Source organism: Bradyrhizobium sp. F1.4.3 (assembly GCF_040548375.1).
In the GTDB taxonomy this organism is placed as follows: Bacteria; Pseudomonadota; Alphaproteobacteria; order Rhizobiales; family Xanthobacteraceae; genus Bradyrhizobium.
In genome coordinates, this window is sequence record NZ_JBEPRN010000002.1 from 64090 (window position 1) to 89116 (window position 25027).

18 protein-coding genes are annotated in these 25027 nt (G+C 63.6%); 14 read left to right on the forward strand and 4 right to left on the reverse strand.

What is annotated here, in order from left to right; genetic code table 11:
• Positions 1 to 54: 54 nt before the first annotated feature.
• A complete protein-coding gene (gene ggt / locus ABIB73_RS07780; RefSeq protein ID WP_354222743.1) occupies positions 55 to 1791 on the reverse strand; it encodes a gamma-glutamyltransferase in 1737 nt (578 codons plus the stop codon).
• Between the two features lie 542 nt (positions 1792 to 2333).
• Here ggt and tolQ point away from each other — a divergent pair.
• The 11 genes from tolQ to ABIB73_RS07835 all read left to right on the forward strand — a co-directional run bounded on the left by tolQ (position 2334) and on the right by ABIB73_RS07835 (position 16361).
• Complete coding sequence (tolQ, locus tag ABIB73_RS07785; protein ID WP_354222745.1) at positions 2334 to 3050, forward strand: protein TolQ; 717 nt, start codon at positions 2334 to 2336, stop codon at positions 3048 to 3050.
• 43 nt (positions 3051 to 3093) lie between these two features.
• Entirely contained in the window at positions 3094 to 3546 is a 453-nt protein-coding gene (gene tolR, locus ABIB73_RS07790; protein ID WP_354222747.1) for a protein TolR, read from the forward strand.
• 4 nt (positions 3547 to 3550) lie between these two features.
• Entirely contained in the window at positions 3551 to 4522 is a 972-nt protein-coding gene (gene tolA, locus ABIB73_RS07795) for a cell envelope integrity protein TolA (protein WP_354222749.1), read from the forward strand.
• A 23-nt stretch (positions 4523 to 4545) separates the two neighbouring features.
• The gene (tolB, locus tag ABIB73_RS07800) at positions 4546 to 5913 is read left to right on the forward strand and encodes a Tol-Pal system beta propeller repeat protein TolB (protein ID WP_354222751.1); all 1368 of its coding nucleotides are present in this window, start codon (positions 4546 to 4548) and stop codon (positions 5911 to 5913) included.
• 244 nt (positions 5914 to 6157) lie between these two features.
• Positions 6158 to 8488, forward strand: coding sequence for a putative bifunctional diguanylate cyclase/phosphodiesterase (locus tag ABIB73_RS07805; protein ID WP_354222752.1), 2331 nt, complete (start codon positions 6158 to 6160; stop codon positions 8486 to 8488).
• Positions 8489 to 8645: 157 nt separating this feature from the next.
• Positions 8646 to 9410, forward strand: coding sequence for an N-acyl amino acid synthase FeeM domain-containing protein (locus ABIB73_RS07810; RefSeq protein WP_354222753.1), 765 nt, complete (start codon positions 8646 to 8648; stop codon positions 9408 to 9410).
• A 254-nt stretch (positions 9411 to 9664) separates the two neighbouring features.
• A complete protein-coding gene (gene pal, locus ABIB73_RS07815) occupies positions 9665 to 10153 on the forward strand; it encodes a peptidoglycan-associated lipoprotein Pal (protein WP_354222755.1) in 489 nt (162 codons plus the stop codon).
• Positions 10154 to 10367: 214 nt separating this feature from the next.
• On the forward strand, positions 10368 to 11411 hold the full coding sequence (gene ybgF, locus ABIB73_RS07820) for a tol-pal system protein YbgF (protein WP_354222757.1): 1044 nt from the start codon (positions 10368 to 10370) through the stop codon (positions 11409 to 11411).
• A 76-nt stretch (positions 11412 to 11487) separates the two neighbouring features.
• Positions 11488 to 12573, forward strand: a complete 1086-nt coding sequence (tilS, locus tag ABIB73_RS07825) for a tRNA lysidine(34) synthetase TilS (RefSeq protein WP_354222759.1) — start codon at positions 11488 to 11490, stop codon at positions 12571 to 12573.
• Between the two features lie 265 nt (positions 12574 to 12838).
• On the forward strand, positions 12839 to 14761 hold the full coding sequence (gene ftsH / locus ABIB73_RS07830) for an ATP-dependent zinc metalloprotease FtsH (RefSeq protein ID WP_354222761.1): 1923 nt from the start codon (positions 12839 to 12841) through the stop codon (positions 14759 to 14761).
• A gap of 394 nt (positions 14762 to 15155) precedes the next feature.
• Complete coding sequence (locus ABIB73_RS07835; protein ID WP_354222763.1) at positions 15156 to 16361, forward strand: ABC transporter substrate-binding protein; 1206 nt, start codon at positions 15156 to 15158, stop codon at positions 16359 to 16361.
• 285 nt (positions 16362 to 16646) lie between these two features.
• On the opposite strand, the gene ABIB73_RS07840 is transcribed toward ABIB73_RS07835, so the two are convergent.
• Both ABIB73_RS07840 and ABIB73_RS07845 read right to left on the reverse strand, forming a co-directional pair.
• Positions 16647 to 18389: an adenylate/guanylate cyclase domain-containing protein gene (locus tag ABIB73_RS07840; RefSeq protein WP_354222765.1), complete on the reverse strand. Its 1743-nt coding sequence runs from the start codon at positions 18387 to 18389 to the stop codon at positions 16647 to 16649.
• Positions 18390 to 18687: 298 nt separating this feature from the next.
• The gene (locus ABIB73_RS07845) at positions 18688 to 20178 is read right to left on the reverse strand and encodes a hypothetical protein (RefSeq protein WP_354222767.1); all 1491 of its coding nucleotides are present in this window, start codon (positions 20176 to 20178) and stop codon (positions 18688 to 18690) included.
• 300 nt (positions 20179 to 20478) lie between these two features.
• On the opposite strand from ABIB73_RS07845, the gene ABIB73_RS07850 reads away from it, so the two are divergent.
• Both ABIB73_RS07850 and ABIB73_RS07855 read left to right on the forward strand, forming a co-directional pair.
• Positions 20479 to 20643 (forward strand): Flp family type IVb pilin, encoded by a 165-nt coding sequence (locus tag ABIB73_RS07850; RefSeq protein WP_354222768.1) that lies wholly within the window; start codon positions 20479 to 20481, stop codon positions 20641 to 20643.
• 169 nt (positions 20644 to 20812) lie between these two features.
• Positions 20813 to 22039 carry a glycosyltransferase family 87 protein gene (locus ABIB73_RS07855; RefSeq protein WP_354222770.1) on the forward strand — a complete coding sequence of 409 codons (1227 nt, stop codon included), beginning with the start codon at positions 20813 to 20815 and terminating at the stop codon, positions 22037 to 22039.
• A 40-nt stretch (positions 22040 to 22079) separates the two neighbouring features.
• On the opposite strand, the gene ABIB73_RS07860 is transcribed toward ABIB73_RS07855, so the two are convergent.
• Positions 22080 to 24116, reverse strand: a complete 2037-nt coding sequence (locus tag ABIB73_RS07860) for a hypothetical protein (RefSeq protein ID WP_354222772.1) — start codon at positions 24114 to 24116, stop codon at positions 22080 to 22082.
• A 101-nt stretch (positions 24117 to 24217) separates the two neighbouring features.
• On the opposite strand from ABIB73_RS07860, the gene ABIB73_RS07865 reads away from it, so the two are divergent.
• Positions 24218 to 24898 carry a TetR family transcriptional regulator gene (locus ABIB73_RS07865; protein WP_354222774.1) on the forward strand — a complete coding sequence of 227 codons (681 nt, stop codon included), beginning with the start codon at positions 24218 to 24220 and terminating at the stop codon, positions 24896 to 24898.
• Positions 24899 to 25027: the final 129 nt, after the last annotated feature.

Sequence of the window (25027 nt, forward strand, 5' to 3'; positions counted from 1 at the left end):
GGAGCAGCGAATGGAACGCCTCCTGTTTTTCCATTCGCGATCCCAAATCGCCGATCAATACCCCGCCGCCAATCCCGAGTTGCGGCGTGGATCGTTCGCCCCGTAGTAGCGGTTATTGCCGACTTGCGTGCCGCCAAGTGACGGCGCGCCGACGATGATGACCGCCAGGTGATTGGCTGGCTGCGGCGGTCCGAACGTGTGTCCCATGCCTTCGAGGATCTTGCGCGTGTCCGGTGACAGCGCGTAGTTTTCGACGTTGGTCAGGTCCGGCAGCCATTGCTGGTGGATGCGCGGCATATCGACAGCCTCCTGCGCGTTCATGCCGTAATCGATCGCGTTGATCATGGTTTGCAAGACAGCCGTGATGATACGGCTGCCGCCGGGCGTGCCCACCACCATGACCGTCTTGCCGTCCTTGGTGACGATGGTCGGGCTCATCGAGGACAGTGGACGCTTGCCGGGAGCAATAGCGTTGGCCTCACCCTGCACCAGGCCATATAGGTTCGGTACACCGACCTTGGCGGTGAAGTCGTCCATTTCATCGTTCAGCAGCACGCCGGTCTTGGCCGCCGTCACCTTGGCGCCGAACCAGTCGTTCAGCGTGTACGTCACCGATACCGCGTTGCCGTCCTTGTCCGCGATTGAATAATGCGTGGTGTTGCTGCCTTCGTGCGGCGGTACGCCCGGCTTGATGTCCTTGGAGATTCCGGCCTTGTTCGGATCGATCACGGCGCGGATCTTGGTCGCGTAATTCTTGTCGAGCAGGCGGTCGAGCGGGTTCTTCACGAAGTCTGGATCGCCGAGGTAGCTGTTGCGGTCCACGTAAGCGTGGCGCATGGCTTCGATCTGCACGTGCACGGCCTGCGCGGAGTGGTAGCCCAGCTCCTTCAGCGGATAGCCCTCCAGGATATTCAGGATCTCGCAGATGACGACGCCGCCCGAGCTCGGCGGCGGCGCGGAGATCACGTGATAGCCGCGATAGTCGCATTCGACGGGTGCGAGCTCACGCGTCTTGTAGCCGTCGAGGTCGTCCTGCGTCAGCAGGCCCTTGCCGGCCTGGCTCGATGCCACGATGGCGCCGCCGACCCAGCCCTTGTAGAAGCCGTCGGTGCCTTTGCCGCTGATCTCGCGCAATGTCTTGGCGAGCTCCGACTGCATTAGCCTTTCACCCACCTGGAACGGCTGACCATTGTTGAGGAAGATGGCGGCCGTTGCGGGATCGTCTCGAAAATCCGCGGTGGCGGTACGCAATAGATCGATGTCGCCCTGGTCCAGCGCAAAGCCCTGCTCGGCGAGCTGGATCGCAGGCGCGAGCAGGTCGGCGCGCTTCATGGTGCCGTACTTTTCGCGCGCATATTCCATCCCCGAGACGGATCCTGGCACGCCCACGGCCAAATGCCCCTTGGTCGAGAGGCCCTTGATGACGTTGCCGTCCTTGTCGAGATACATGTTCGCAGTCGCGCCCTTGGGGGCCGTCTCGCGGAAATCGAGGAAGGTCTTGCGGCCGTCGGCGAGCTGGATCGTCATGAAGCCGCCACCACCGAGATTGCCGGCTGCCGGATAGACGACGGCCAGGGCATAACCGACGGCCACGGCGGCATCGACGGCATTGCCGCCGCGCTTCAGCACATCGACGCCCACCTGGGTCGCCAGATGCTGCGCGGACACCACCATGCCGTTTTCTGCGGCGACCGGCGCGACCGACGCCGCGCGCGCGGGGCTGAACGTTACAAGGCTGACCGATACGATCGCGGCGACGATCCATCGCACATTTGTTTGTGGTTTCGGCATAGGACGCTCCTCGGGCTGGCTGGTGATGCCGGCACATTTATTGTCGTTGTCCGCGAGCGGAGCCTATCAGCTCGTGCCCGCTGTCAAATGCGAGATGGAGCATAGCGACATGGTGCAGCTGTGGCGCACACTGCGCTCCTCCCCTTGCGGGGGCCTCGTTGGCCCTCCACAAGGGGGGACGGAACCGATCCCGTTCGGGGCAAGTGGCTCCGATGCGTCGGCCCGCGGCGTCGTGTCCGGTGCCCAACCGCCTGCGCCGCCTCCCTTTCCGGCCGCCAAATTCGTCTGCGGTAACCCCGCATTAACCATCGTCGGGGTCTGGTAAAAGCCGGTAAATCGCGCCCAAAGGCTTAGTCGAGGCCCTTAGTTTTGACATTTTGGCAGGGAAAGCAGACGGCCGGCCCCGGATGGGCCGCTGCAATCCAAAAAGACAAGGCTTTGCGCAGGCTTGCCTGCAGTGCCGACTCCGCGCGGCCTTGGGGAACCGGCAGCCGTTTTGCTCCCGGAGGATATGGAACGATCGCCTTGAGAGGATACTGCTTATGAATCCGGCCGACGTGGCTCAGTCAGCCCTTCCGGTTGCCGCTTCCGCGGACGTGTCGCTGATCGCGCTGTTCTGGCAGGCTCACTGGATCGTGAAAGCCGTGATGCTGGGACTTCTGTCCTGCTCGGTCTGGGTCTGGGCGATCGCTATCGACAAGATCTTCCTCTATGCGCGCACCCGTCGCTCGATGGACCGCTTCGAGCAGGCGTTCTGGTCCGGCGAGTCGATCGAGGAACTTTATCGCACCCTGTCGGCCAAGCCGACCCATTCCATGGCGGCCTGTTTCGTCGCGGCGATGCGCGAGTGGAAGCGCTCGTTCGAAAGCCATGCGCGCTCGGTCGCGGGCCTCCAGATGCGCATCGACAAGGTCATGAACGTCTCGATCTCGCGCGAGGTCGAGCGGCTGGAACGCCGGCTGCTGGTGCTCGCGACGGTCGGCTCCGCCGGGCCCTTCGTCGGCCTGTTCGGCACGGTCTGGGGCATCATGTCGAGCTTCCAGTCGATCGCGGCGTCGAAAAATACCTCTCTCGCGGTCGTGGCGCCCGGTATCGCGGAAGCGCTGTTTGCGACCGCGGTCGGCCTTATCGCCGCCATTCCTGCCACTATTTTCTACAATAAGTTCACGTCCGAGGTGAACCGGCAGGCCCAGCGGCTCGAGGGCTTCGCCGATGAATTTTCAGCCATCCTGTCCCGTCAGATCGACGAGCGGGGCTGACGGACGGCATGTATAGTGTGACGGCTAGATTGGGCAGCAGACCATGGGCATGAACGTAGCCAGCTCGTCCGGAGGCGGCGGCCGTCGCAGCCGGCGCAAGCCGGTCATGGCCGAGATCAACGTCACGCCGATGGTCGACGTGATGCTGGTGCTGCTCATCATCTTCATGGTGTCGGCGCCGCTGCTCACGGTGGGCGTGCCGCTCGACCTGCCGCAGACCCAGGCCAAGAGCCTCGACCAGAACGACCAGAAGCCGCTCCAGATGTCGGTCGACATCAAGGGCAAGGTCTTCATCAACGACACCGAGGTGGCGCTGACCGATCTGATCCCGAAGCTGAAGGCGATCACGGACGCGCGCGCCGGGCTCGACGAACGCATCTATCTGCGTGCCGACAAGAAGGCGGATTACGGCACGGTGGCCAGGGTGATGGGCCTCCTGTCGGGTGCAGGATTCAAGAAGCTGGCGCTCGTCACGGAAGCGGATCAGGGGTCCTAAGCCGGTGAAGGTGAACGTCGACAAGACACTCGTTGCGTCGATCGCCCTCCACGTCCTCGTGATCGGATGGGGACTGGTCACCTTTAGCAGCAGGGCTTTTGTCGCGCCGGAAGAGTCGCTTCCGATCGACATCATCACCACCGATCAGCTGGCGCAGATGACCGCCGGGCAGAAGACCGGCAAAAAGGAAGAGCCGAAGCCCAAGGTCGAGAAGATCGCCGAGGCCAAGCCCGAGGAAGACGCCGTCGGCAAGGTCACCGAAAAGAAAGAGCTGATCAAGACGACATCGACGCCCGAGCCGCCGCCGAAGCCCGTCGAGAAGCCGGTCGAGAAGAAGCCCGAGCCGCCCAAGCCGGTCGCCGAGGCCAAGCCCAAGGAAGAACCGAAGCAAGAACCGAAGCCGCAGGAAAAGAAGCCTGACCCGGCCAAGGAAGATCCGATCGCCGAGCTCCAGAAGAAGCTGGAGACCAAGAAGCCGCCGCCGAAGCCGCCGGAGCAAAAGGTCGCCGCAGTGCAGCCGCAGCAGCAGCCGAAGCCCAAGGAGCGCTCGTTCGATCCAGCGCAGATCCAGCGCGACCTGGACAAGCGCGCTGCGACCCGGCACGAGTTGACCGGGACAGCGCTAAACGCGTCCGCTTCACTGGGATCGACGACCGGCACTGCCGCCAACAACGTCGCGACCTGGCGTGGTGCATTCCAGGGTGCAGTCAAGCGCTGCTTCACGCCCACCTATAACGGGCAGGACGCTGATCAGTACGAAGCTGACATCGACATTCCCATGAAGATCGATGGATCGCTGGCGTCCGAACCGATCGTCGTTGCGGTGAGAGGGCCGTCGCGGTCGATCGCGGTGGCGGTGGCGGAGAGCGCCAAGCGTGCCATCGTGCAGTGCCAGGTCTATTCGTTCATGCCAAAGCAGCAGTACGAGAGCTGGAAGACCATTCCGATGACTTTCGGTCTGAAAGATATGTTGTGACATCCGAACAAAAGAATTTTCCGATGAATGACGTCCGATCGATCAACCGCCGCCGCTTCGTGACTCTGACCGGGTCGGGGCTCGCGATGCTCGCGGGTGGACGCGCCTTCGCCCAGCAAGCCCAACCGCGGCTCCGCATCGACCCCACGGAATTTCAGCCTGTTCCGATCGCGATCACCAACTTCCTGCCGGGCTCGCCGGCCGACGCCGACGTCGGCAACGGTGTGACGCAGGTCATCACCAACAACCTGAAACGCTCGGGCCTGTTTGCCCCGATCGACCAGGCCGCCTTCATCGAGCGCATCAACAATATCGACGTCGCGCCGCAATTCCAGAACTGGAAAACCATCAACGCGCAGGCGCTGGTCACCGGCCGGATGACGCGGCAGCCGGACGGTCGGCTCAAGGCCGAATTCCGCTTGTGGGACGTGGTCTCCGGCCAGCAGCTCACCGGCCAGCAATATTTCACCTCGCCGGAATATTGGCGCCGCATCGCGCACATCATCTCCGACCAGATCTATGAGCGGATGACCGGCGAAAAGGGCTATTTCGACAGCCGCGTGGTGTTCGTGGACGAGACCGGACCGAAGGAGCGCCGCGTCAAGCGGCTCGCGATGATGGACCAGGACGGCGCCAATGTGCGCTACCTGACCCGCGGCTCCGACCTCGTGCTGACGCCGCGCTTCTCGCCGAACTCGCAAGAGATCACCTACATGGAGTTCGGGCAGGGTGATCCGAAGGTCTATCTCTTCAACATCGAGACCGGCCAGCGCGAGATCGTCGGCAACTTCCCCGGCATGACGTTTGCGCCGCGCTTCTCGCCGGACGGCCAGCGCGTCATCATGAGCTTGCAGCAGGGCGGCAATTCCAACCTGTTCGCGATGGACCTGCGCTCGCGCTCGACCACGCGTCTCACCGATACGCCGGCGATCGACACCTCTCCGTCCTACTCACCGGACGGCACCCGCATCTGCTTCGAGTCCGATCGCGGCGGCAGGTCGCAGATCTATGTGATGGCGGCGGGCGGCGGACAGGCGCAGCGCATCTCCTTCTCCAAGGACGATAACAACGCCACCTATTCGACGCCCGTGTGGTCGCCGCGCGGCGATTACATCGCCTTCACCAGGCAAGGCGGCGGGCAGTTCTCGATCGGCGTCATGAAGCCGGACGGCTCCGGCGAGCGGCTCCTCACCTCTGGTTATCACAACGAGGGCCCGACCTTCTCGCCGAACGGGCGCGTGCTGATGTTCTTCCGCGATCCCGGCGGCAACGGCGGACCGTCGCTGTTCTCCGTCGACATCTCCGGTCGCAACGAGCTGAAGGTGCCGACGCCGGGCTTCGCCTCCGACCCGGCATGGTCGCCGCTCCTGTCCTCGACAGCGGGCCAATAGCGGTCGGCTCCTGGCGCGCGATCGTTTGAACGCGTGCCTTTTTCGAAAAACTTTGCGAGAAGTTTTCCAGCGGCAACCATTCCTTTAGGTTGTGCTCGGCAAACTTTTCCCAGTCTTTTGTTTCTATTGATGTATTTCAATCGCTTGCGCTACAAAACAACTCGACTTTAACGATGTTCCCTCAGAAAGACTTCATCTGAGCTGGGTAAAACTGCGCTCCGGACAGGAAGCGCGTACGACCCAGATGCAGTTCGAAAACCAGAGCGGAGAGCCGGAACAGCGGCCGCCGAAAACTTCGGCGGCGCAAATCGATTCGCTCTTCGAAGCGCCTGGCCCGCTGCTGGCAGGTCTCATCTTCGTGTCGATCGGTGCGGCCCTGACCGCACTGAGAACGGGCGAGCCTCTCATCTGGGCATGCGTGACGCTTCTTGTCCTGGCCGGGACCGCGCGGGCAATCGACTTGCGCCGCTATCAGGCGCGCCAGGCGATCATCACGGTCGAGGCGGCCGAACGCTGGCAGAAGCGCTATCAGATCGGGGCAAGGATCCAGGCGGCAGCGATCGGCATCTGGTGCGCCACCACGCTGCTGGCCACGGACGATGCCGTGGCCCACATGATCGCCCTGTCGGTCACCACCGGCATCGCGGCGGGGGGCGCGGGCAGGGCGTACGGCCGGCCGTCGATCTTCCACCTTCAGGCCATGCTGATATTCGGCCCGGCCGTGCTTGCGTTGGCGCTGCGTGGAACGCTCTACTACATCGCGATGGCGGTGGTGAGCGCTGCGTTCCTGATGGCGATCATGCAGCTCTCGGTGAATCTGCACAGAATCTTCATGGGTGCAGTCGTGGCGCGCGAGCGCGAAGCCGCGCTTGCGGGCCAGTTCGATACAGCGCTGAACAACATGCCGCATGGGCTCTGCATGTTCCGCCTCGACGGCCAACTCGCGGTCATGAACTACCGCTTCGGTGCGATGATGAACCTGCCTGGCGATCTCGCGCAGAGCGGCACCAATGCGCGTGACATTGTCGCGGCGTGCGTCCGCGCCGGATCCATCTCGGCTGCCAGCGGCGAACTGATCGTCGCGGACATCGAGAGCTCGCAGGCCAAAGAGATCATTACCGCCGATCCCGACACTCAGCGAAACCGGTCACTGTCCTGGACCGTCCAGCCGATGGCCGGCGGTGGCGCGGTGGTGCTGCTCGAGGACGTTACCGAACGGCGCAACGCCGAGGCCAAGATCACGCATCTGGCGCGCTATGACGATCTCACCGCGCTACCCAACCGCGTCAATTTCCGCGACGAGATCGAGCATCTGCTGGCGAGCACGCACCATGCCGAGCGCCTCTCAGCACTGCTCTTCGTCGATCTCGACCAGTTCAAGCAGGTCAACGATACGCTCGGCCATCCCTGCGGCGACCAGCTCCTGTGCGCGGTCGCCAACCGTCTGCGCGAGATGCTGCGTCCTGAGGATTTCGTCGCCCGCTTCGGCGGCGACGAGTTCGTCGTGTTCCAGCAGAACATCAGTGCGCCCGAAGACGCCGCGAGCCTCGCCCGCCGCATCGTCGAGCGGCTCAGCGAGCGCTACCGCATCGACAATCATCTGGTCGAGATCGGCGCCAGCGTCGGCATCGCGCTGACCTCGCCGGAAGGCGTCAGCGCCGACACGCTGCTCAAGAATGCCGACATGGCGCTCTACCGCGCCAAGGCCGACGGCCGCGGCACCTTCTGCTTCTTCCGCGACGAGATGGCGGCGACCGTCGAGGCTCGCCGCATCCTCGAGCTCGACCTGCGCAAGGCGCTCGCCAACGAGGAGTTCGAGCTGTTCTACCAGCCGCTGGTCAATCTGAAGTCCGGTAAGATCACCACCTGCGAGGCGCTGCTGCGCTGGAATCATCCGGTGCGCGGCACGGTCTCGCCGGTCGACATCATCCCGGTCGCCGAGGATATGGGCCTGATCGTCGATCTCGGCCGCTGGATCCTGCGCCGCGCCTGCATGGAATGCATGAAGTGGCCCGACGGCGTCAGCGTCGCCGTCAACTTCTCGCCGCAGCAGTTTCACCAGCGCGACGTGCTGAGCGAAATCCGCTATGCGCTCGAAGTGTCGGGCCTGCCAGCGCATCGCCTCGAGATCGAGATCACCGAATCTTCGCTGTTGCGCAACACCCAGCTCACCCACGACATCCTGTCGCAGCTGCACGCGCTCGGCGTGCGCATCTCGCTGGATGATTTTGGCACTGGCTATTCGAGCCTCAGCTATTTGCATAATTTCCCGATGCAGAAAGTGAAGATCGACCGCTCCTTCCTCGAGGGCATCGACGCCGACCGACCGCTGACGCTCTTGCGCGGCGTGGCGCGGCTGTCCGCCGACCTCGGCATGGCGGTCGTGGTCGAGGGCATCGAGACCAACGAGCAGCTCGAGTTGATCAGCGCCGACGGCACTGTAACCGAAGGGCAGGGTTACCTGTTCAGCCGGCCCGTTCCGGCGGTGCGGGTCCGTCAATTGCTCAACGCCTCGCATGGCCGTCGCGCGGCTGATGACCAGATCACCCTGGTTTCGTCGCGATCCATCGCCTGACTTTCCTCGATCGCCCGCCACTACGTACAGCGCTCGCTCTCCGTACTTTTGCGGGCCGCAAAGGTTAACCCTAACACTTCTAATTCTTTGCAATTCCATTAAGGAACCATTAATCTTTCCCTACTCGCGGAAGTTGCTTTGAGTTTAGGGGTACCAGATGAAGTCCGGAGCCGAACCGCAAACGGCGCTCCTTCCGCGGGGAGCCGCCTTGTTTGATCGCATCGACTACCGGCTGATCGAAATTCCAGAGGAAAAAGACAACCTCTATTCGATGCGGTACCGGGCCTACCTGCATGCCGGGCTGATCGAACCGTCGGAGTCGGGACGCGTCACCGATCGCTTCGACGAAACGCCCAACACCTGGAATTTCGGAGTCTATGTTGACGGGGAGCTTTGCAGCTCCGTCCGCATCCACGTCCTGACTTCGGATTGGCGGATGTCCTACACGACCGAGGTGTTCGGCGATGTCCTGCATCCGCGTCTCGACCGCGGCGAGGTTTTTGTCGATCCGTGTCGGTTTGTTGCTGATCCCGAAAAGCACCAGCGATTTCCGGAACTGCCCTATCTGACAGTGCGGCTGGCGTTTGTCGCGTGCGACCATTTCAATGCCGATACCGGACTTGCGATGATTCGTACCGACCACCAACCATTCTATCGCCGCGTCTTTCTCCACGAGACGATCTCACCCGAACCGCGCGGATTTCCAGGCTGGCCGACAAAAAAGGCGGTCCTGATGGCGTCGGATGTCCGCAACCAGCGAGAAAAGGTCCTGGCGCGTTTTCCCATCATGCGCTCCAGTGCCTTCGAGCGTCGCATGTTGTTTGAGCGCAGCAGCCCGCGCGTGGCTGTTCAGCGGCCGGTGCTGTTGTCCACATCGCGAAACCCGGACGTGCTCGCGTCCGCAGTCGGGACCGCTCGCTAGACGCGCGATCCTGCGGTTCCCCGTCCGGCCGGAGGCCAAAATTCCAGCAAAACCGGCGCGATTGCCGGTTAACGTGGCTTGCCTTCACCCTCGCGCCACATTTACAACCCATTAACCATGGCGGGTGCTTTTCGCCGGTGGGGGGCATTTGACCGGCTCTCGCAACGTCCCATCAAGGTTGACGGAACGTTCGCTTAACCAACCCCCTGTAGACCGGAAAGCAGTGGACGAAACGTGAGCGTGGAGGCTCCGGAATGAAACATCCTATGCGTATCCTCCAGGGATTGAAGCTGGCCGCGGTGCTTGCCGTCGCGCTGTCGATGGGCGCCTGCGCCAACAAGAACCTGGGTGCCGATGCGATGGCCAGCGCTGCGACGCCCGGCAGCCAGCAGGACTTCGTGGTGAACGTGGGCGACCGCGTGTTCTTCGAGAGCGACCAGACCGATCTGACCCCGCAGGCGATCGTGACGCTGGAGAAGCAGGCGCAGTGGCTCCAGACCTATCCGCGCTACTCCTTCACCATCGAAGGTCACGCCGACGAGCGCGGCACCCGCGAGTACAACATCGCGCTCGGCGCCCGCAGAGCCCAGTCGGTGCGTTCGTTCCTCGCCTCGCGCGGCATCGACGCGAACCGCATGCGCACGATCTCCTACGGCAAGGAACGGCCGGTCGCCGTCTGTAACGACATCTCCTGCTGGTCGCAGAACCGGCGTGCCGTCACCGTGCTGAACGCGAGCTCCTGAAGCGCGCGCCGTCAGCCAAGTCTAAGTCAGCCAGGTCTAAGTCAGTCAAGTGTAAGTAAATTCATCTGCCGGCGCCCTCTCGGGCGCCGGTTTCGTTTCAGCGATCTGTGACAGAAACCCCGTGGTGCCAGTCACATTTTTGGCGTACTCCCCTTCAATGTGTGGCGCGTCGAAGTTCCGTCGCAGGCCATTTCGCTTTCGTCGTCAGGGCAAGATGTCATCCAGATTTAAGGCCATTACCGGCATCGCGGCGATCGCTGCGCTGCTCTCTCTTTGCTCGCCCGTCCTCGCGCAGTCGGACGACGACCCGGAGATGCGGATCGAACGGCTGGAAAACCAGCTGCGCCAGCTCACCGGCCAGAACGAAGAGCTGCAATATCGCAACCGCCAGCTCGAAGACCGCATCCGGCAGCTCGAGGGCGGCGCGCAAGGCGCGGCGCCCGGACAGGCGCCCGCACAGCCCAACGTCGCCGCCGTGCCGCCCGCCCAGATCGCGCCGGCCTATCGCCAGCAGCCGCCCGCCCAGCCGAATTACGAGCAGCCGCAGATCGCTTCTCCCGCGCCGATCGTTCAGGAGCAGCCGGCGCCCGGTGCGCCCGGCACGCGCCGCCGTGGCGATGCCTTTGACCCGAGCCAGAATCCGAGCGCGCCCGGTGCGCCGCGCGCGCTGGGTGGCGGGCAGCAGCCGATGGCGGCGGGAGTCCCTAGCGGCGCGCCCGGTGGTCGCGCTGCGGGCGAGCCGCTCGATCTCGGCAACACCGGCGGCCGCTATCCGCAAGCTGCGGCGCCCAGCCCACAGCCGGGCTATCCGCCAGCCCAGCCCGGCTATCCGCAGCCGGCCGCCGGGGGTGGGTTAGCGACCCTGCCGCCCTCGGCCACGCCGCGCGACGAGTTCGACCTCGGCATCGGCTACATGCAGCGCAAGGACTATGCGCTCGCCGAACAGACCATGAAGAATTTTGCGCAGAAATATCCGAGCGACCCGCTGCTCGGCGACGCGCAATACTGGCTCGGCGAAAGCTACTTCCAGCGCCAGCAATATCGCGACTCCGCGGAAGCCTTCCTCGCCGTGACCACCAAATACGACAAATCGGCCAAGGCGCCGGATGCCCTGCTGCGGCTCGGCCAGTCGCTGGCCGCGCTGAAGGAGAAGGAGGCCGCCTGCGCCGCCTTCGGCGAGGTCGGCCGCAAATATCCGCGGGCGTCGGCCGGCGTCAAAGCCGCCGTCGATCGCGAGCAGAAGCGGGTGAAGTGCTGATCCGCGGCGTTCGATCCTGACAAGACGGACTGAGCTGCGCTAAACAGTCGGTCCATCCGCGGACGATTGCAGCGTCATGTCAGACGACAACTCACCGATCTCGGCGCGCGAGGCCAGGCGGCTCTTTGCCGATCTCAAAAGCGCGCCCGCGCTGGTGCTCGCGGTCTCCGGCGGGCCCGACTCGGTTGCTTTGATGTGGCTTGCGGCGCGCTGGCAGCGCAGCCTCGCCCGTGGCCCACAGCTCGTCGTCGTCACCGTCGATCATGGTCTGCGGCCGGAGGCAGCGCGCGAGGCGCGCGAGGTCAAGCGGCTGGCGACTGCGCTGGCGCTGTCGCACCGGACTTTGCGCTGGCGTGGCGCGAAGCCGAAGACGGGACTGCCCGCCGCAGCACGCGAGGCTCGATATCGCCTGCTTGCGCGGGCCGCGCGCGCGGCCGGCGCGACTCATGTGCTGACAGCCCACACCCGCGACGACCAGGCCGAGACCCTGTTGATGCGGCTGTTGCGTGGCAGCGGCATTGCCGGTCTGTCGGCGATGGCGCGCGTGACCGAGCGCGATGGCATCGTGCTGGCGCGCCCGCTGCTCGATGTCCCGAAATCGCAGCTGATCGCGACCCTCAAGCGGGCGAAGCTCGGCTTTGCCGATGATCCGACCAACCGTGACACCGCCTTCACCCGACCGCGGTTGCGCGCGCTGTTGCCCCAGCTTGCAGCGGAAGGCGGCGATATCAGAAATCTGACGCGGCTCGCAGTGCGGCTCTCCAGGGCCAATGCGGCGGTCGAGGTGCTGACCGACGGCGCCGAGCGCTTCCTTCGCCTGCGGGATCGCGGCGATGCGCCGCATCGGCCGGGCATGCGAAGTTTTGAGGCGGCAGCCTTCGCCACCCTGCCGGAGGAGGTCCGCCTGCGGCTGCTGCTGCGGGCCGTCAATGCCCTCGGGCACGAGGGGCCGGCGGAACTCGGCAAGGTCGAATCCCTGATGGCTGCGCTTGAGAAGGCCATGTCCGCAGGTCCCCGTGCATCCACGACGGGCCGGCCGGCCCTGAAGCAGACGCTGGCGGGAGCCTTGATCAGCCTTGCCGGGGGGCGTATCCACGTCGCCCCGGCGCCGGCCCGGCGGCGCAAGGGGACTGGCAAGGGCGCCGACAAGGGCGGATCATGACACCGGCCGTTTCGGCCGCGCACCGTCAGGGCACCTTAACCAGGCGGGAAAAACCCCGCTTCCGGCGCCATTATTTCAGCGGGAATCGGGCTAAGATGGGATAAATAGTCCCATCTCGTTCCCTTGGCAGCGACCGGGGCGGCACCTAAATTGTATGCGTCTAACAGAGAGGATTCCTTGGGGATTTCCTCGCACTGCCCGAATAACTACTCAAGTAACTGCCCAAGGATCAGGCCGCGATCCGCGCGACCACGAAGGAAGATCGATGAACGCCAATCTGCGCAATTTCGCCCTCTGGGTCATCATTGTCTTGCTGCTGTTGGCGTTGTTCACGCTCTTCCAGAATCCGGGTCAGCGCGCCTCCTCGCAGGACATCGCCTTCTCCCAGCTCCTGAGCGAGGTTGACCGCGGCAATGTGCGCGACGTCGTGATCCAGGGGCCGGACATCCACGGCACCTTCACCAACGGCTCGAGCTTCCAGACCTATGCGCCGAGCGACCCGACGCTGGTGAAGCGCCTCTATGACAGCAAGGTCCAGATCACCGCGAAGCCGCCCGGCGACAACGTGCCGTGGTTCGTCTCGCTGCTGGTCTCCTGGCTGCCCTTCATCGCGCTGATCGGCGTCTGGATCTTCCTGTCGCGGCAGATGCAGGGCGGCGCCGGCAAGGCGATGGGCTTTGGCAAGTCGCGCGCGAAGATGCTCACGGAAGCGCATGGCCGCGTCACCTTCGAGGACGTCGCCGGCGTCGACGAGGCCAAGCAGGATCTCCAGGAGATCGTCGAATTCCTGCGCGATCCCGGCAAATTCCAGCGCCTCGGCGGCCGCATTCCGCGCGGCGTGCTGCTGGTCGGCCCTCCCGGCACCGGCAAGACCCTGATCGCGCGTGCGGTCGCGGGTGAAGCCAACGTGCCGTTCTTCACCATCTCGGGTTCTGACTTCGTCGAAATGTTCGTCGGCGTCGGTGCTTCCCGCGTCCGTGACATGTTCGAGCAGGCCAAGAAGAACGCGCCCTGCATCATCTTCATCGACGAAATCGACGCGGTCGGTCGTCACCGTGGCGCCGGCCTCGGCGGCGGCAATGACGAGCGCGAGCAGACGCTGAACCAGTTGCTGGTCGAGATGGACGGCTTCGAGGCGAACGAGGGCGTGATCCTGATCGCCGCGACCAACCGTCCCGACGTGCTCGATCCCGCGCTGCTGCGTCCCGGCCGTTTCGACCGCCAGGTCGTGGTGCCCAATCCGGACGTCGTCGGCCGCGAGCAGATCCTCAAGGTTCACGTCCGCAAGGTGCCCTTGGCGCCGGATATCAACCTCAAGACCATCGCGCGCGGCACGCCGGGCTTCTCCGGCGCCGACCTGATGAACCTCGTCAACGAAGCCGCGCTGACCGCCGCCCGCCGCAACAAGCGGATGGTCACCCAGGCCGAGTTCGAGGAAGCCAAGGACAAGGTGATGATGGGCGCCGAGCGCAAGTCGCTCGTCATGACCGAGGAAGAGAAGCTGTTGACGGCCTATCACGAGGGCGGCCACGCCATCGTCGGCCTCAACGTCGTCGCGACCGACCCGATCCACAAGGCGACCATCATTCCGCGCGGCCGTGCGCTCGGCATGGTGATGCAGCTGCCGGAGCGCGACAAGCTGTCGATGTCGCTCGAGCAGATGACCTCGCGCCTCGCCATCATGATGGGCGGCCGTGTCGCCGAAGAGCTGATCTTCGGCCGCGAGAAGGTCACCTCGGGTGCGTCGTCCGACATCGAGCAGGCCACGCGCCTTGCCCGCATGATGGTGACGCGCTGGGGCCTGTCCGAAGCGCTTGGCACCGTGTCCTATGGCGAAAACCAGGACGAGGTCTTTCTCGGCATGTCGGTGTCGCGCACCCAGAACGCCTCGGAAGCGACGGTGCAGAAGATCGACACCGAGATCCGGCGTTTCGTGGAAGAGGGCTACAACGAAGCGACGCGCATTCTCACCGAGAAGCGCGCCGATCTTGAAGCGCTCGCCAAGGGCCTGCTCGAGTTCGAGACGCTCTCCGGCGACGAGATCATCGACCTGCTCAAGGGCAAGAAGCCGAACCGCGAGTCCGTGCTCGAGCCGACCACGCCGCGCGCCTCCGCCGTGCCGCCGGCCGGCAAGCCGCGCCCGCGGCCGGATCCGGATCCCGGCCTGGAGCCGCAACCGCAGGCGTAACGCCTCTCGCGCCAGAGCAAATTGAAAAACGCGGCGGCAGCGCCGCGTTTTTTTGTTGGCCGGATCTCGTGCCCCGGACGCAGCGCAGCGCCTCTTCGGCGGTGCGCTGCGTCCGGGGCCCATGTCTCCGCATCCTCCTGCGTGGCCTTCTGGGTCCCGGCTCTGCGCAGCAACGCCAAGAGTGTTGCAGCGCGTCCGGGACACGAGACCTTGCGCTGTGCCCACCATCTCTCGGCGATCGCGACAGAAGTGGTGGGCCCGCTTGCGCTTTGCCCACCCTGCGATCCCCTCAAATCCTGCCTCTATAATGATTGGCGTCGCTCTGGGCGCCATGGCATGCTCTTCTCCAATACAGGCGCGGCGCGACCGCACCAACACAGGGGAGGGCAAGCCGATGCGTTTTGCGCCGACACTGGGCGCGCTCTGCGCCGTTTCGTTCCTGTCATGCGCCAGCCCATCCCTTGCCGCCGAGATGCGCGGCGTCACCGCAACCGAGATCAAGATCGGTCAGACCATGCCCTATAGCGGGCCCGTGTCGGCCTTCGGCGCGCTCGGCAAGGGCGAGGTCGGCTACTTCAAGATGCTGAACGACAAAGGCGGCATCAACGGCCGCAAGGTCAATCTGATCTCGCTTGACGATAGTTACGCGCCGCCGAAATCGGTCGAGCAGACCCGCCGGCTGGTGGAGAGCGACGAGGTCGCGCTGATCTTCTCCTCGATCGGCACCGCCCACAACACGGCGATCGCAAAATATCTCCAATCCAAGAACGTGCCGCAGCTCTTCATCGGCTCCGGCGCCTCGAAATTCGCCGACATCGCGCAATATCCGCAGGCGACGATGGGCGTGCAGGCGCCGTTCCGCTACGAGGCGCGGCTCTATGCGCGCTATGCGCTGGCCAAGAACCCGAACGCGAAATTCGCCGTGATCTCGCAGAACGACGACTATGGCCGCGACTATCTCGCCGGCCTCAAGGACGTGCTCGGCGAGAAATACGACGCCCTCGTCACCAACGCGACCTACGAGATCCAGGACCCGACCATCGATTCCCAGATCGTGAAGCTGAAGGCCTCAGGCGCGGACGTGTTCGTGATCGCGGCGACGCCGAAATTCGCCGCGCAGGCGATCCGAAAATCGTTCGAGATCGGCTGGCGGCCGATGATTTTCCTGTCCAACGTCGCGGTGTGGATCTCGACGGTGATGCAGCCCGCCGGATTGGAGGCGGGCACCGGCATTCTGTCGACGGCCTACGTGAAGGACCCTGATGATCCCGCCTGGAAGGACGATCCGGGCGTCAAGGACTGGCGCGCGTTCATGACGAAATATGTGCCGGAGGCCGATCAGCACGACACCAACTACGTCAATTCCTACAACAGCGCGATGGCGCTGGAGGCGGTTTTGAAAGCGTGCGGCGATGATCTCTCCGCCGGGAACATCCTGAAGCAGGCGTTCGCAATCCACGATCTCGAACTGCCGATGCTGTTGCCCGGCATCAAGATCAACACCGGCACGACCGACCACGTCCCGGTCGATCAGATGCAGTTCATGCGCTTCAACGGCAAGACCTGGGAGCGCTTTGGCGAGTTGCAGACCGGGAATTGATAGCTAACGCCGGATCAGTTTTGGTTGAATCGGCTCCCGTCCAGAACTCGGATCACCTCTCCCCATTGGTGGAAAGCGAATCCTGGGCAGCCGACCCAAACTTGGTCCGACGGGCGTGCACTCATAAACCCGATGAGCCCGCGAACTCATGCCATGTCCGCTGCGCCCTCGGGAGCGGAAAAGGTCAACTCGCCCCGGCGTCTCGGCTAAGGGCCAATTGCTGACTCATGCACCGCAGCAACAGGGGGTTCTATTGATCACCTCGTCGTCGCGCGCGAGCACAGTTCATTCGGGCAACCCCGCTTTGCGGAGACCCTCAATAAACATCTTTGAGCTTTTGGGGACCCGGGCGATATGCCCCGATATTGTAAAGGCTGGATCGATCTCAAGCACACGCGACGCTGCGGCGTGCGCCTCAGCGTCGCGTCCGAGATGGGCGAAGGCAGACGCCAGTCCGCGGCAAGCTGGCATAAAGGAAGGATTCTGACGAAGGGCTTTCTTCAATACAATGATCGCCTCGTCAAACCGGCGAAGGCCCACAAGAGCATGCCCAATGCCCAGAAACGTCATATGCAGCAGCGGGTCTAATGGGCTCATGCGAATGGCACGTTCAAAGCTTCGAATAGCCTCTTCGGGCAGCCCCGCCATTGTATAGACCCAGCCTCTATTGTTCCAAGTGCGCCATGAATTCGGGTTGAGCGCGACCGCCCGGTCAGCCATTTCGATTTCGGCTTCACTATCGCCGACCACACACGCCGAGATTACGGCAACCCTTGACAACGTGTCCGGATCACCATCATCGAGGCTCAATGCCAAACGAGCAAGCCGAATTGCTTCCTTGGCGTCGAACTCGGGATTGTTGGCATAGCCTAAAGCGACGTTGCTCGCGTGACAGTCACCTGCCAGAGCCGCTGCAGAGCTGAACCTCGGGTCTAGCTCCAAAGCGCGATGAGCCAGCTTAATCGCCTCGGCCAAACTTTCGCGGGTCGTCAGGTAATACTGTTGCATGGATCGGAGAAAAAAATCATAGGCAGTGAGGTTCTCTGGTCGCCGCCGCGCAGCCGTTGCAATCTCTGTTTGAAGCATCTTTGGCTGAACGGCCGAGACAACGGCGAGCGCAACGTCGTCTTGGAGAGCGAAAATGTCCGTCAGATCACGCTCGAATCTGTCCGCCCAGATGTGCGCCCCTGTAATCGCGTCGATCAACTGTCCGGCGATGCGAACTTTCCCGGCAGCCTTGCGCACAGACCCCTCAAGGATATAGCGCACGCCCAGCTCATGCCCGACCTGCTTCACGTTCACCGCCTTGCCCTTGTAGGTAAAGCTGGAATTGCGGGCGATCACGAACAACCATTTGAACCGCGAAAGCGCGGTGGTGATCTCCTCAACCATTCCGTCCGCGAAGTATTCCTGTTCGGGATCGCCGCTCATGTTCTCGAACGGCAGCACGGCGATGGACGGCTTGGCTGGAAGTGGCGGGGCCGCGCTTAGTCTCTCGGTCAGCGCGCTAGACGCTCCAGCACGGACAGCGTAAGCGCGGACCGGCTTGGCGATGTTCTTGAGCTGCTGCTCGCCGCGATCCTCGAAGCCAACGTCCAGCTTGCCTTCGACTTCGCTATAGACCTTTTCGGACATCAGGATGCCGCCCGGATCGGCGATCCCCTCCAGCCGGACAGCGATGTTGATCCCGTCGCCATAGAGGTCGCCGTCCTGCCCAACGATCACGTCACCAAGGTTGAGCCCGATGCGTAGCTTGAATGGACCGCTCCCCTCGGCGAGATGATCCTGCATCTCAGTCGCGCATCTCACGGCGGCTAAGGGACTCGCGAATTCGGCGAGCGCGCCATCACCCGTTGTCTTGATCAGTCGCCCGTCGTGGCGGGAGAGGCTAGGCTCGATCAATTCTCGCTTGAGCCGCTCGAACTCGGCGTAGGTGGCCTCCTCAGCGCGTTGCATCAACGCAGAGTAGCCAACCACGTCGGCGGCCAAGATCGCCGCTAGTCGCCTCTGAACCCGCTGCTCGGTCACAGCCCCTCCGAACGACCAGACTAACCCCGCCGCTGGGACAAGGCGGAGCGTAGCACTTTGTTGCGGACATGTGAGCGGTAATCGCCGGAGAGACCCTATCTTGCCCAAAATTCGGGGCCGCCGTGGCACGGGCTGCACTCGCTTTTCCATTGCCGGGTGCAAGGCAAAGCGCCCCGGCCAATTCAATGCACTATGTCTCGGGTCAAACGCCGAATTGGCCGGAGTGCCTGCTCAAGTCAGCTTCATACTTGGAAGCGGACGTCTAACATGAGTGAGTACACGCCCAAGGTCTGCGTCCTCACTTCGACATCGTAGCGGCCGCGCCTTCCGCTTCGTCCCGCACATGGATCACCGCGATGCCGTCGCCGTAGATCCGCTTCCAGCCCTTGATGTGATCCAGCACTTGGGCAGCCGGCGCATCCGCAACCATCAGCGTGGCGTCGATCTTGTACTCCTCGAGCAGTCGCATCAAATTGTCGAGCTTCTTGACCTCGACCGCCTTGAAGAAGTCCATCACGAATTTCTCGCCATAGAGCTCGGCGCGGCCGTCGACGAAGACCGGGATGTCGCGCGAGATCAGATAGCCGCCGAACTGGTAGGCATTGAAGATGCGCTGCGCCTTGCGGCTCTGGAGCAGGTCGACGGCAGCAACCGGCGTCTGGCCCATCGTGAAGGTGAAGCGATGATGCGACATGTAGATCGAGGTCGAGGTCCAGGCCGCGGCCGCGATCATCAACGCGCCTGTGATGGTGACGTAGCGGGCCGGCCAGCTCTCGGTCGCTTGCGCGTCGCGTTGCGGCAGCGGGGACTTTTCGCCGAGCGGCTTGGCCAGCACCAACGGCACCAGGAAGGCAAAGGCCTCGATGCTCCTGACATGGGTGAGCCCCATCCAGGTGAAGAGCAGGATCAGGAGAATGCGCGGCGGCGACAGCGTCAGGCCGCGAAACAGGCCGATCGCGATCAGGCCGAGGATCGCGGCTTCGAATGCGGAAAACGAGGCGAAATTCGCCGGCATCCATTCCGAGATGACCGACAGCAGCTCACCGAGATTGAGGATGTTGGTGGCACCCAACAGCGTGCGCCAGCCATAGGGCGTGACGCAGGCAGCAAGCATGGCTGCGACGCCGAACAGGAACCAGCGTCCGAGCAACCGGACCTGCTTGCCGGAGTCGAGAGTCCAGATCGCCTCGATCGCCATCGGGCCGATTAGCGCGAGGCCAAGCACGAAGCCGCCATGCAGGTTCGCCCACAGCGACATCAGCGGCAGCCAATACCAGGACGGCACGCCCTTGCGATCGGCCGCCGCCATCAGCATGCCGACCCATGCGATCATCACCGGCAGCGCCAGGATGTGCGGCCGCGCCAGAATGTGATGCAGCGACAGCACGACCGCCAGCATCGCGAACAGCACGGAGCGCGGAATTTCGAGATGCGCATCGAGCAAATAGACCAAGATCGCGGCGGACGCTGCAATCGCAAGCGCGGTGAGGATCACCGGCCCGGCCCAGTCCCATTGCGTATACGAGAAGGCGAACAGAACCTGCGACAGCCATGACGTCGAGATCCAGGGCGCGCCAGGCCGCGTGAAGGAATAGAAGTCGGTGTAAGGGAGCGCGTGGTGATCGAGGATCCACTGCCCGATCTTGATCTGCCAGAACGAGTCGGAGTCCTGGAGCAGCGTGTCGCCGATATAGAGGAAGAAGAGGTAGGCGCCCGCGCCGACGCAGAGAGGCACCAGCGCTCGCGCGCGGCTCTGCACCGCGATGCTGTTGGTGAAGGAAAGGGACATGCCGCCTCGTCGTCCTGCTTGTTCTTGGTCCTGTTGTCGAACGGGCGGCATTGGACCATGACGGTCATAACTTCGGGTAAATCGGCGCAACCGGCTCCCGTTTATGTCCCGGCAATTTAACCGGCTGTTTTAGATTTCGGTTTACCATCGTCGAATACACGCAAACCGTTCTGGGTTTACGCAGTCGAGTTAACTGCGGCGCAATTCTTTGCCCTTACGTTCGGTTCCATGGTCGGGCGGCGCTGGGAAGCCGGAAAGACCAGACCAGTTGTAGCCTCGTGTACTTTTTGGGAGCACTCTATGAAGAACCTCGTTTCGCGTTTCGTGAAGGATGAATCCGGCGCGACCGCCATTGAATACGGCCTGATCGCCGCCGGCATCGCGCTGGCGATCATCACCGTCGTCAACAACCTCGGCAGCACGCTGAGCGGCAAGTTCGGCTCGATCTCGTCCAGCCTCAAGTAAGCTAGACGATCAACGGAATAGCGAAGAGCCCCGTCATCGACGGGGCTCTTTTGCTTTGTCCGAACGATCGGCGCGCGGCATCCGACAGTCAGGCTTAAGCCTCCTTCAAGTCATTCGGATGTATGGCTTGATTGCATCTGCGTTACCGCATTGCGTCAAAGGAAGCCGCATGGCTGAAGCCTCCTCCGCCCCGCCTGCTGTTGGCCGCGGCGCAGTCCCCGCAACGCTCGTCAACATCTCCTTCGTGCTGGCGATCGTCACGCTGGCATATTTTCCGACGGCCTATCTCACTCACGTGTGGATCTTCGGCGCGGACGGACGCGGAATCCCGACGGACTTCGTCAACGTCTGGGCGGCCGGAAAATTGGCGCTCGAGGGCCATCCCGCGCAGGCCTGGGATTGGGACATCCAGAAGCAGGTCGAGCTCGCGCTTCTCAAGCAGGATTTTGTCGGCCATTTCGCCTGGCATTATCCGCCGCCCTTCCTGTTCGTCGCCTCACTCCTTGCGCAGTTTCCTTATGCCGCGGCTTTCATCGGCTGGGCCGCGTTCAGCATGCTGCCTTATCTTGCCGTGATGCGCGCGATCGTCGGGCGCAACGCGGGCCTGGTGCTTGCGATCGGCTTTCCCGCCGCCTTCATCAACATCCTGGTCGGGCAGAACGGTTTCCTCACGGCCTCGCTGATCGGCGGCATGCTCTATCTGATGCCAACACGGCCGGTGCTGGCTGGAATCTGTCTCGGCCTTCTGAGCTACAAGCCCCAATACGGACTGCTGTTTCCGCTGGTCCTGCTTGCCGCCGCCGAATGGACGGTGCTCGTCACCGCCGCGATCGTCGTCGCCGCGATCGCTACGGTGTCCTGGTTCGCCTTCGGCACCGAAAGCTGGCAAGCGTTCTTTCACTGGATTCCGATGTTTTCGCAGGCCTTCCTCACCGAAGGCCGGGCGCCCTGGTTCAAGATGCAAAGCATCTTCTCGTTCGTGCGCTATGTCGGCGGTACTGAGCAGCTCGCGTGGATATTCCAGTGGGTGTTGACGGCCGCGGTGGCCGTCGTGCTGGTCGTGATGTGGCGCAGCAGGCTGCCCTACGCGCTGAAAGCCGCGATGCTTGCGGCGGCAACGCTCCTGACGACGCCCTATCTCTTCATGTATGATTTGGTGGTGCTGGCTGTCGCGATTGCCTTTCTCATCCGCGCCGGACTCGACGAAGGTTTCGCGCGCCACGAGGTGATGGCCCTGGTCCTCGTCTTCGCGCTGCTTGCGACCTTCCTGTTTCTCGGTCAGCCGGTGGGATTTCCGGCGATCCTCATCGTCGTCGGGTTGATTTTTGGACGCTGCGCAGCCTGGCGGTCGGTCGAGGCTGCATCGATGCAGCTCGCGGCAACACGAACGAACTGAGAAGGTCGAGCAAGCTCCGATCGGGCTCTACCGTGAGACGCTAACGCGAGGCCCGCTCGATGAGCGGGCAGCTTTCGAGGATGGTGCCGGGGCGGGCGCCCTCGATGGCGACGCAGGGCCTGGAGCGATCGATGGCAAGCGCGTAGCGATCCAGGAGCGCGGTGCGGTCCGGCTCGCCGCGCATGTGCAATTCGCGGACACCGCCGGGCAGGGGAGCCGTCAGCCCGTCGCGGATGCGCTGATCAAAGATCCCGCCGGGGACGATGGGCACGCCGATATCGGCGAGCAGGTAGAAGCGCGACTGCGGCGGAAGCTGCGGCGCGATATAAGCGAGTGGCTTGCCGAGGATGAAGTAGGTCGCGGGTTGATGGAGCTCGTCTGCGATCTTTGGCTGGTACGTCTCGGACCAGGGGCGGTGCCACCAGTCCGCCGGCTGCGACCACAACGCGATGCCAATAGCAACCGTCATCATCGTCGCGTTCAGCGGAACGGAGGACGTTGCCGGCGACGCCGGCCTCATGCTTGCACCGAGGCGGACGAGCAATAGAACGATCAACGGGCCGCACAGCAGTTCCAGAACCACCGCATAGCGCTGGATCGAGAACAGGCCGAGCCACGCCAGATAGGAGACCGCAAAGAGCACCACGAACTGTACGTCACGTCGTGTGAAGATCGCGCTGCCTCGCGTCATGCGCGCAAACAAGCCGAGCACGAGCAGCACCGTCGCGACCGCGAAACGCGCGTCCCTGAAAGGATGTTCGGCGCCTCTGTGGTCGCCCACCAGCCAATAGAAGGGATAAGCCAGCGCGTCGGACACGCTGTGGGGCATGAACTGCGCATCCATCAGATTGATGGACGCCACTTCCCTGGACTGGAACACCGCATTGAAAAGCGGGAAAATCGGGTTGCCGGTGTCACGCCACGTGATCAGGCACCATTCGCCGCCCGTGAGGGCCGCGCCGGCAATCCCGCCCAGCCCAAGAAGGACACTCGCCTGGAGCGGACGCGTGGCGGCGAACAGTGCCGCGGCTGCGCCCATCGCGTAGACGACATTGGTCAGCTTCAGCCCGACCGCGGCGCCGATCAGGAACCCGGCCAGCAGATAGCGGACTGCGGGCCGGCGATCCGCAACCAGGATCAGAAGGAAACCGCCGATCACGGGCAGCGCCAGCAGCACGTCGGAAAAACTCGTGCCCACCTCCGAGAGCGTCATCGGACCGAAGGCTGCGATCACGACCGCCGCCGCGATCGCCGCGAGGTTTGCGACCTGGCGCAGGACCACGCGTACGAACAGGCAAATGAGCGCGAGGTTGAGGCCGTGAATCGCGCCGATGATCATCAGCCCATAGGGCGACGGCAGGAAGTGGCGGAGATAATAGACCGGAAAATAGACGATCGGATTGAAGTAGGTCTGAAAACCCGGCGGAACCGCATCCAGGCGATAGTGGCCGTTGAGCACGGCCCAGACATTGTATTCGTGGTAGTTCTGCCAATCCCAGTTGACGTCTTCGCCCATCGCCAAGGTGTAGAGCGCGCCTGCCAGCATCGAGCAGACGACAATGGCGACGGGTGCAAGCGCTTTTCCGTGCAGGGCTGCCGTCCATTGTCGCCGGAGTCCTCCGGCCGCGGGCGTCGAAATGGCTTCGGGCAAGTCAGCGGCGGTTGTCGCGCGTTGCAGCATCAAGGCGCCATGTGTGCAGGTAACATCGCGGGCAGAGTCGAGTTGCTGATGTTGCTGTGCGCGTCGAACTGATGCCCGTAGCCTTTCTCGAAAACGGGGCGTGACGCAGAAAGTACGCTCGTGGGGCGCATTGCCGAATTCCGATTGACACCGTAGGACTATGGCCAGCCAGTTAAGGTTGCATGAATCTGTGCGGGAACTTTGCTGCTTTGCGCGTAAAGGTGGCGCACGGTCGAGCAGTCGCACTACCATCCGGCAGACGCAGCAGGTGCCGCCGCCGTCGCCCGAATTTGTCGGGATTCGGGTGCGCCGAAGCGGGCTGTCCTCGAAGCCAAAGCGGGTGAAACAACGCGAAGCGCGAAAACCGGCATCACGCATTTGCTTCTTGTCATCCATCCTGAATAGTTGTTCAGTCCTTGCGGGGCGATTTGCATCTATTGCAGTGACGAAGCGTTCGGCCGCGGCGTGCGGTTGGCGTGTGGGACAGGAAGCGCGCCATGGTTTATCGGCGAACGCATCAAGTGGTGAAGCGCCTTGCAGCTCGGCGCAGCGCCATTCTGGCGGCGGCGAGGGAGGCCGCAGCCGAAGGCGGCATGGCGGCGGTGCAGATCGCGCCGGTCGCGGTCCGGGCCAATGTGGCGGCGGGCACGGTCTACCGCTACTTCCCTTCCAAGGCCGAGCTGATCTCCGAACTGATTTCCGAGGTCTCCCGCGACGAGCTCGCGGCGATCCGCCGCGCGGCCGACGCCGCGCCCGGCCCGTCCTCGGCGCTGGCGGCCGCCGTGACCACCGTGGCCGTCCATACGCTGTCGCAGCGCCGGCTGGCCTGGGGCATTCTGGCCGAGCCGGTCGACGTTGATGTCAGTGCCTCCAGGCTTGCCAGCCGCCGCGAGATCGCCGGCGAGATGGCGGCCCGGATCGACGCCGCCGTGCGCGCCGGCCATCTGCCGGCGCAGGACACCGCGCTCGCCGCGACCGCGCTGCTCGGCGCATTGCATGAGTCGCTGGTCGGGCCGCTCGCGCCCGACAATCTCGAAGATCCCGTCAAGATGCGCGATGCGGTGCAGACCGTGACGCTGCTCGCGCTGCGCGCCGTCGGCGTCATGGATGCCCGCGCCCGTGGCCTGGTGGTGCAGCAGACGCTGCTGCCAACCACGAAAGCGCTGGTCGGAGCCTGAGCTCAAGGCCTGACGCGCGACGCGCGCGGATCGGCCCGAATTGTCAATGGTTTCGCCCAATCCACAAGGCATCGCGCCGGCACTTGACGGCTACTGTGCATGGGGTTGTTTTCGATATTTTTGTCGGAA

What these genes read in the sequence shown, in the direction of transcription:
- ggt (WP_354222743.1), bottom strand. Translation starts at nt 1,791, where the DNA reads ATGCCGAAACCACAAACAAATGTGCGATGGATCGTCGCCGCGATCGTA.
- tolQ (WP_354222745.1), top strand. Translation starts at nt 2,334, where the DNA reads ATGAATCCGGCCGACGTGGCTCAGTCAGCCCTTCCGGTTGCCGCTTCC.
- tolR (WP_354222747.1), top strand. Translation starts at nt 3,094, where the DNA reads ATGGGCATGAACGTAGCCAGCTCGTCCGGAGGCGGCGGCCGTCGCAGC.
- tolB (WP_354222751.1), top strand. Translation starts at nt 4,546, where the DNA reads ATGAATGACGTCCGATCGATCAACCGCCGCCGCTTCGTGACTCTGACC.
- ABIB73_RS07805 (WP_354222752.1), top strand. Translation starts at nt 6,158, where the DNA reads ATGCAGTTCGAAAACCAGAGCGGAGAGCCGGAACAGCGGCCGCCGAAA.
- ABIB73_RS07810 (WP_354222753.1), top strand. Translation starts at nt 8,646, where the DNA reads ATGAAGTCCGGAGCCGAACCGCAAACGGCGCTCCTTCCGCGGGGAGCC.
- pal (WP_354222755.1), top strand. Translation starts at nt 9,665, where the DNA reads ATGAAACATCCTATGCGTATCCTCCAGGGATTGAAGCTGGCCGCGGTG.
- ybgF (WP_354222757.1), top strand. Translation starts at nt 10,368, where the DNA reads ATGTCATCCAGATTTAAGGCCATTACCGGCATCGCGGCGATCGCTGCG.
- tilS (WP_354222759.1), top strand. Translation starts at nt 11,488, where the DNA reads ATGTCAGACGACAACTCACCGATCTCGGCGCGCGAGGCCAGGCGGCTC.
- ftsH (WP_354222761.1), top strand. Translation starts at nt 12,839, where the DNA reads ATGAACGCCAATCTGCGCAATTTCGCCCTCTGGGTCATCATTGTCTTG.
- ABIB73_RS07835 (WP_354222763.1), top strand. Translation starts at nt 15,156, where the DNA reads ATGCGTTTTGCGCCGACACTGGGCGCGCTCTGCGCCGTTTCGTTCCTG.
- ABIB73_RS07845 (WP_354222767.1), bottom strand. Translation starts at nt 20,178, where the DNA reads ATGTCCCTTTCCTTCACCAACAGCATCGCGGTGCAGAGCCGCGCGCGA.
- ABIB73_RS07850 (WP_354222768.1), top strand. Translation starts at nt 20,479, where the DNA reads ATGAAGAACCTCGTTTCGCGTTTCGTGAAGGATGAATCCGGCGCGACC.
- ABIB73_RS07855 (WP_354222770.1), top strand. Translation starts at nt 20,813, where the DNA reads ATGGCTGAAGCCTCCTCCGCCCCGCCTGCTGTTGGCCGCGGCGCAGTC.
- ABIB73_RS07860 (WP_354222772.1), bottom strand. Translation starts at nt 24,116, where the DNA reads ATGGATGACAAGAAGCAAATGCGTGATGCCGGTTTTCGCGCTTCGCGT.
- ABIB73_RS07865 (WP_354222774.1), top strand. Translation starts at nt 24,218, where the DNA reads ATGGTTTATCGGCGAACGCATCAAGTGGTGAAGCGCCTTGCAGCTCGG.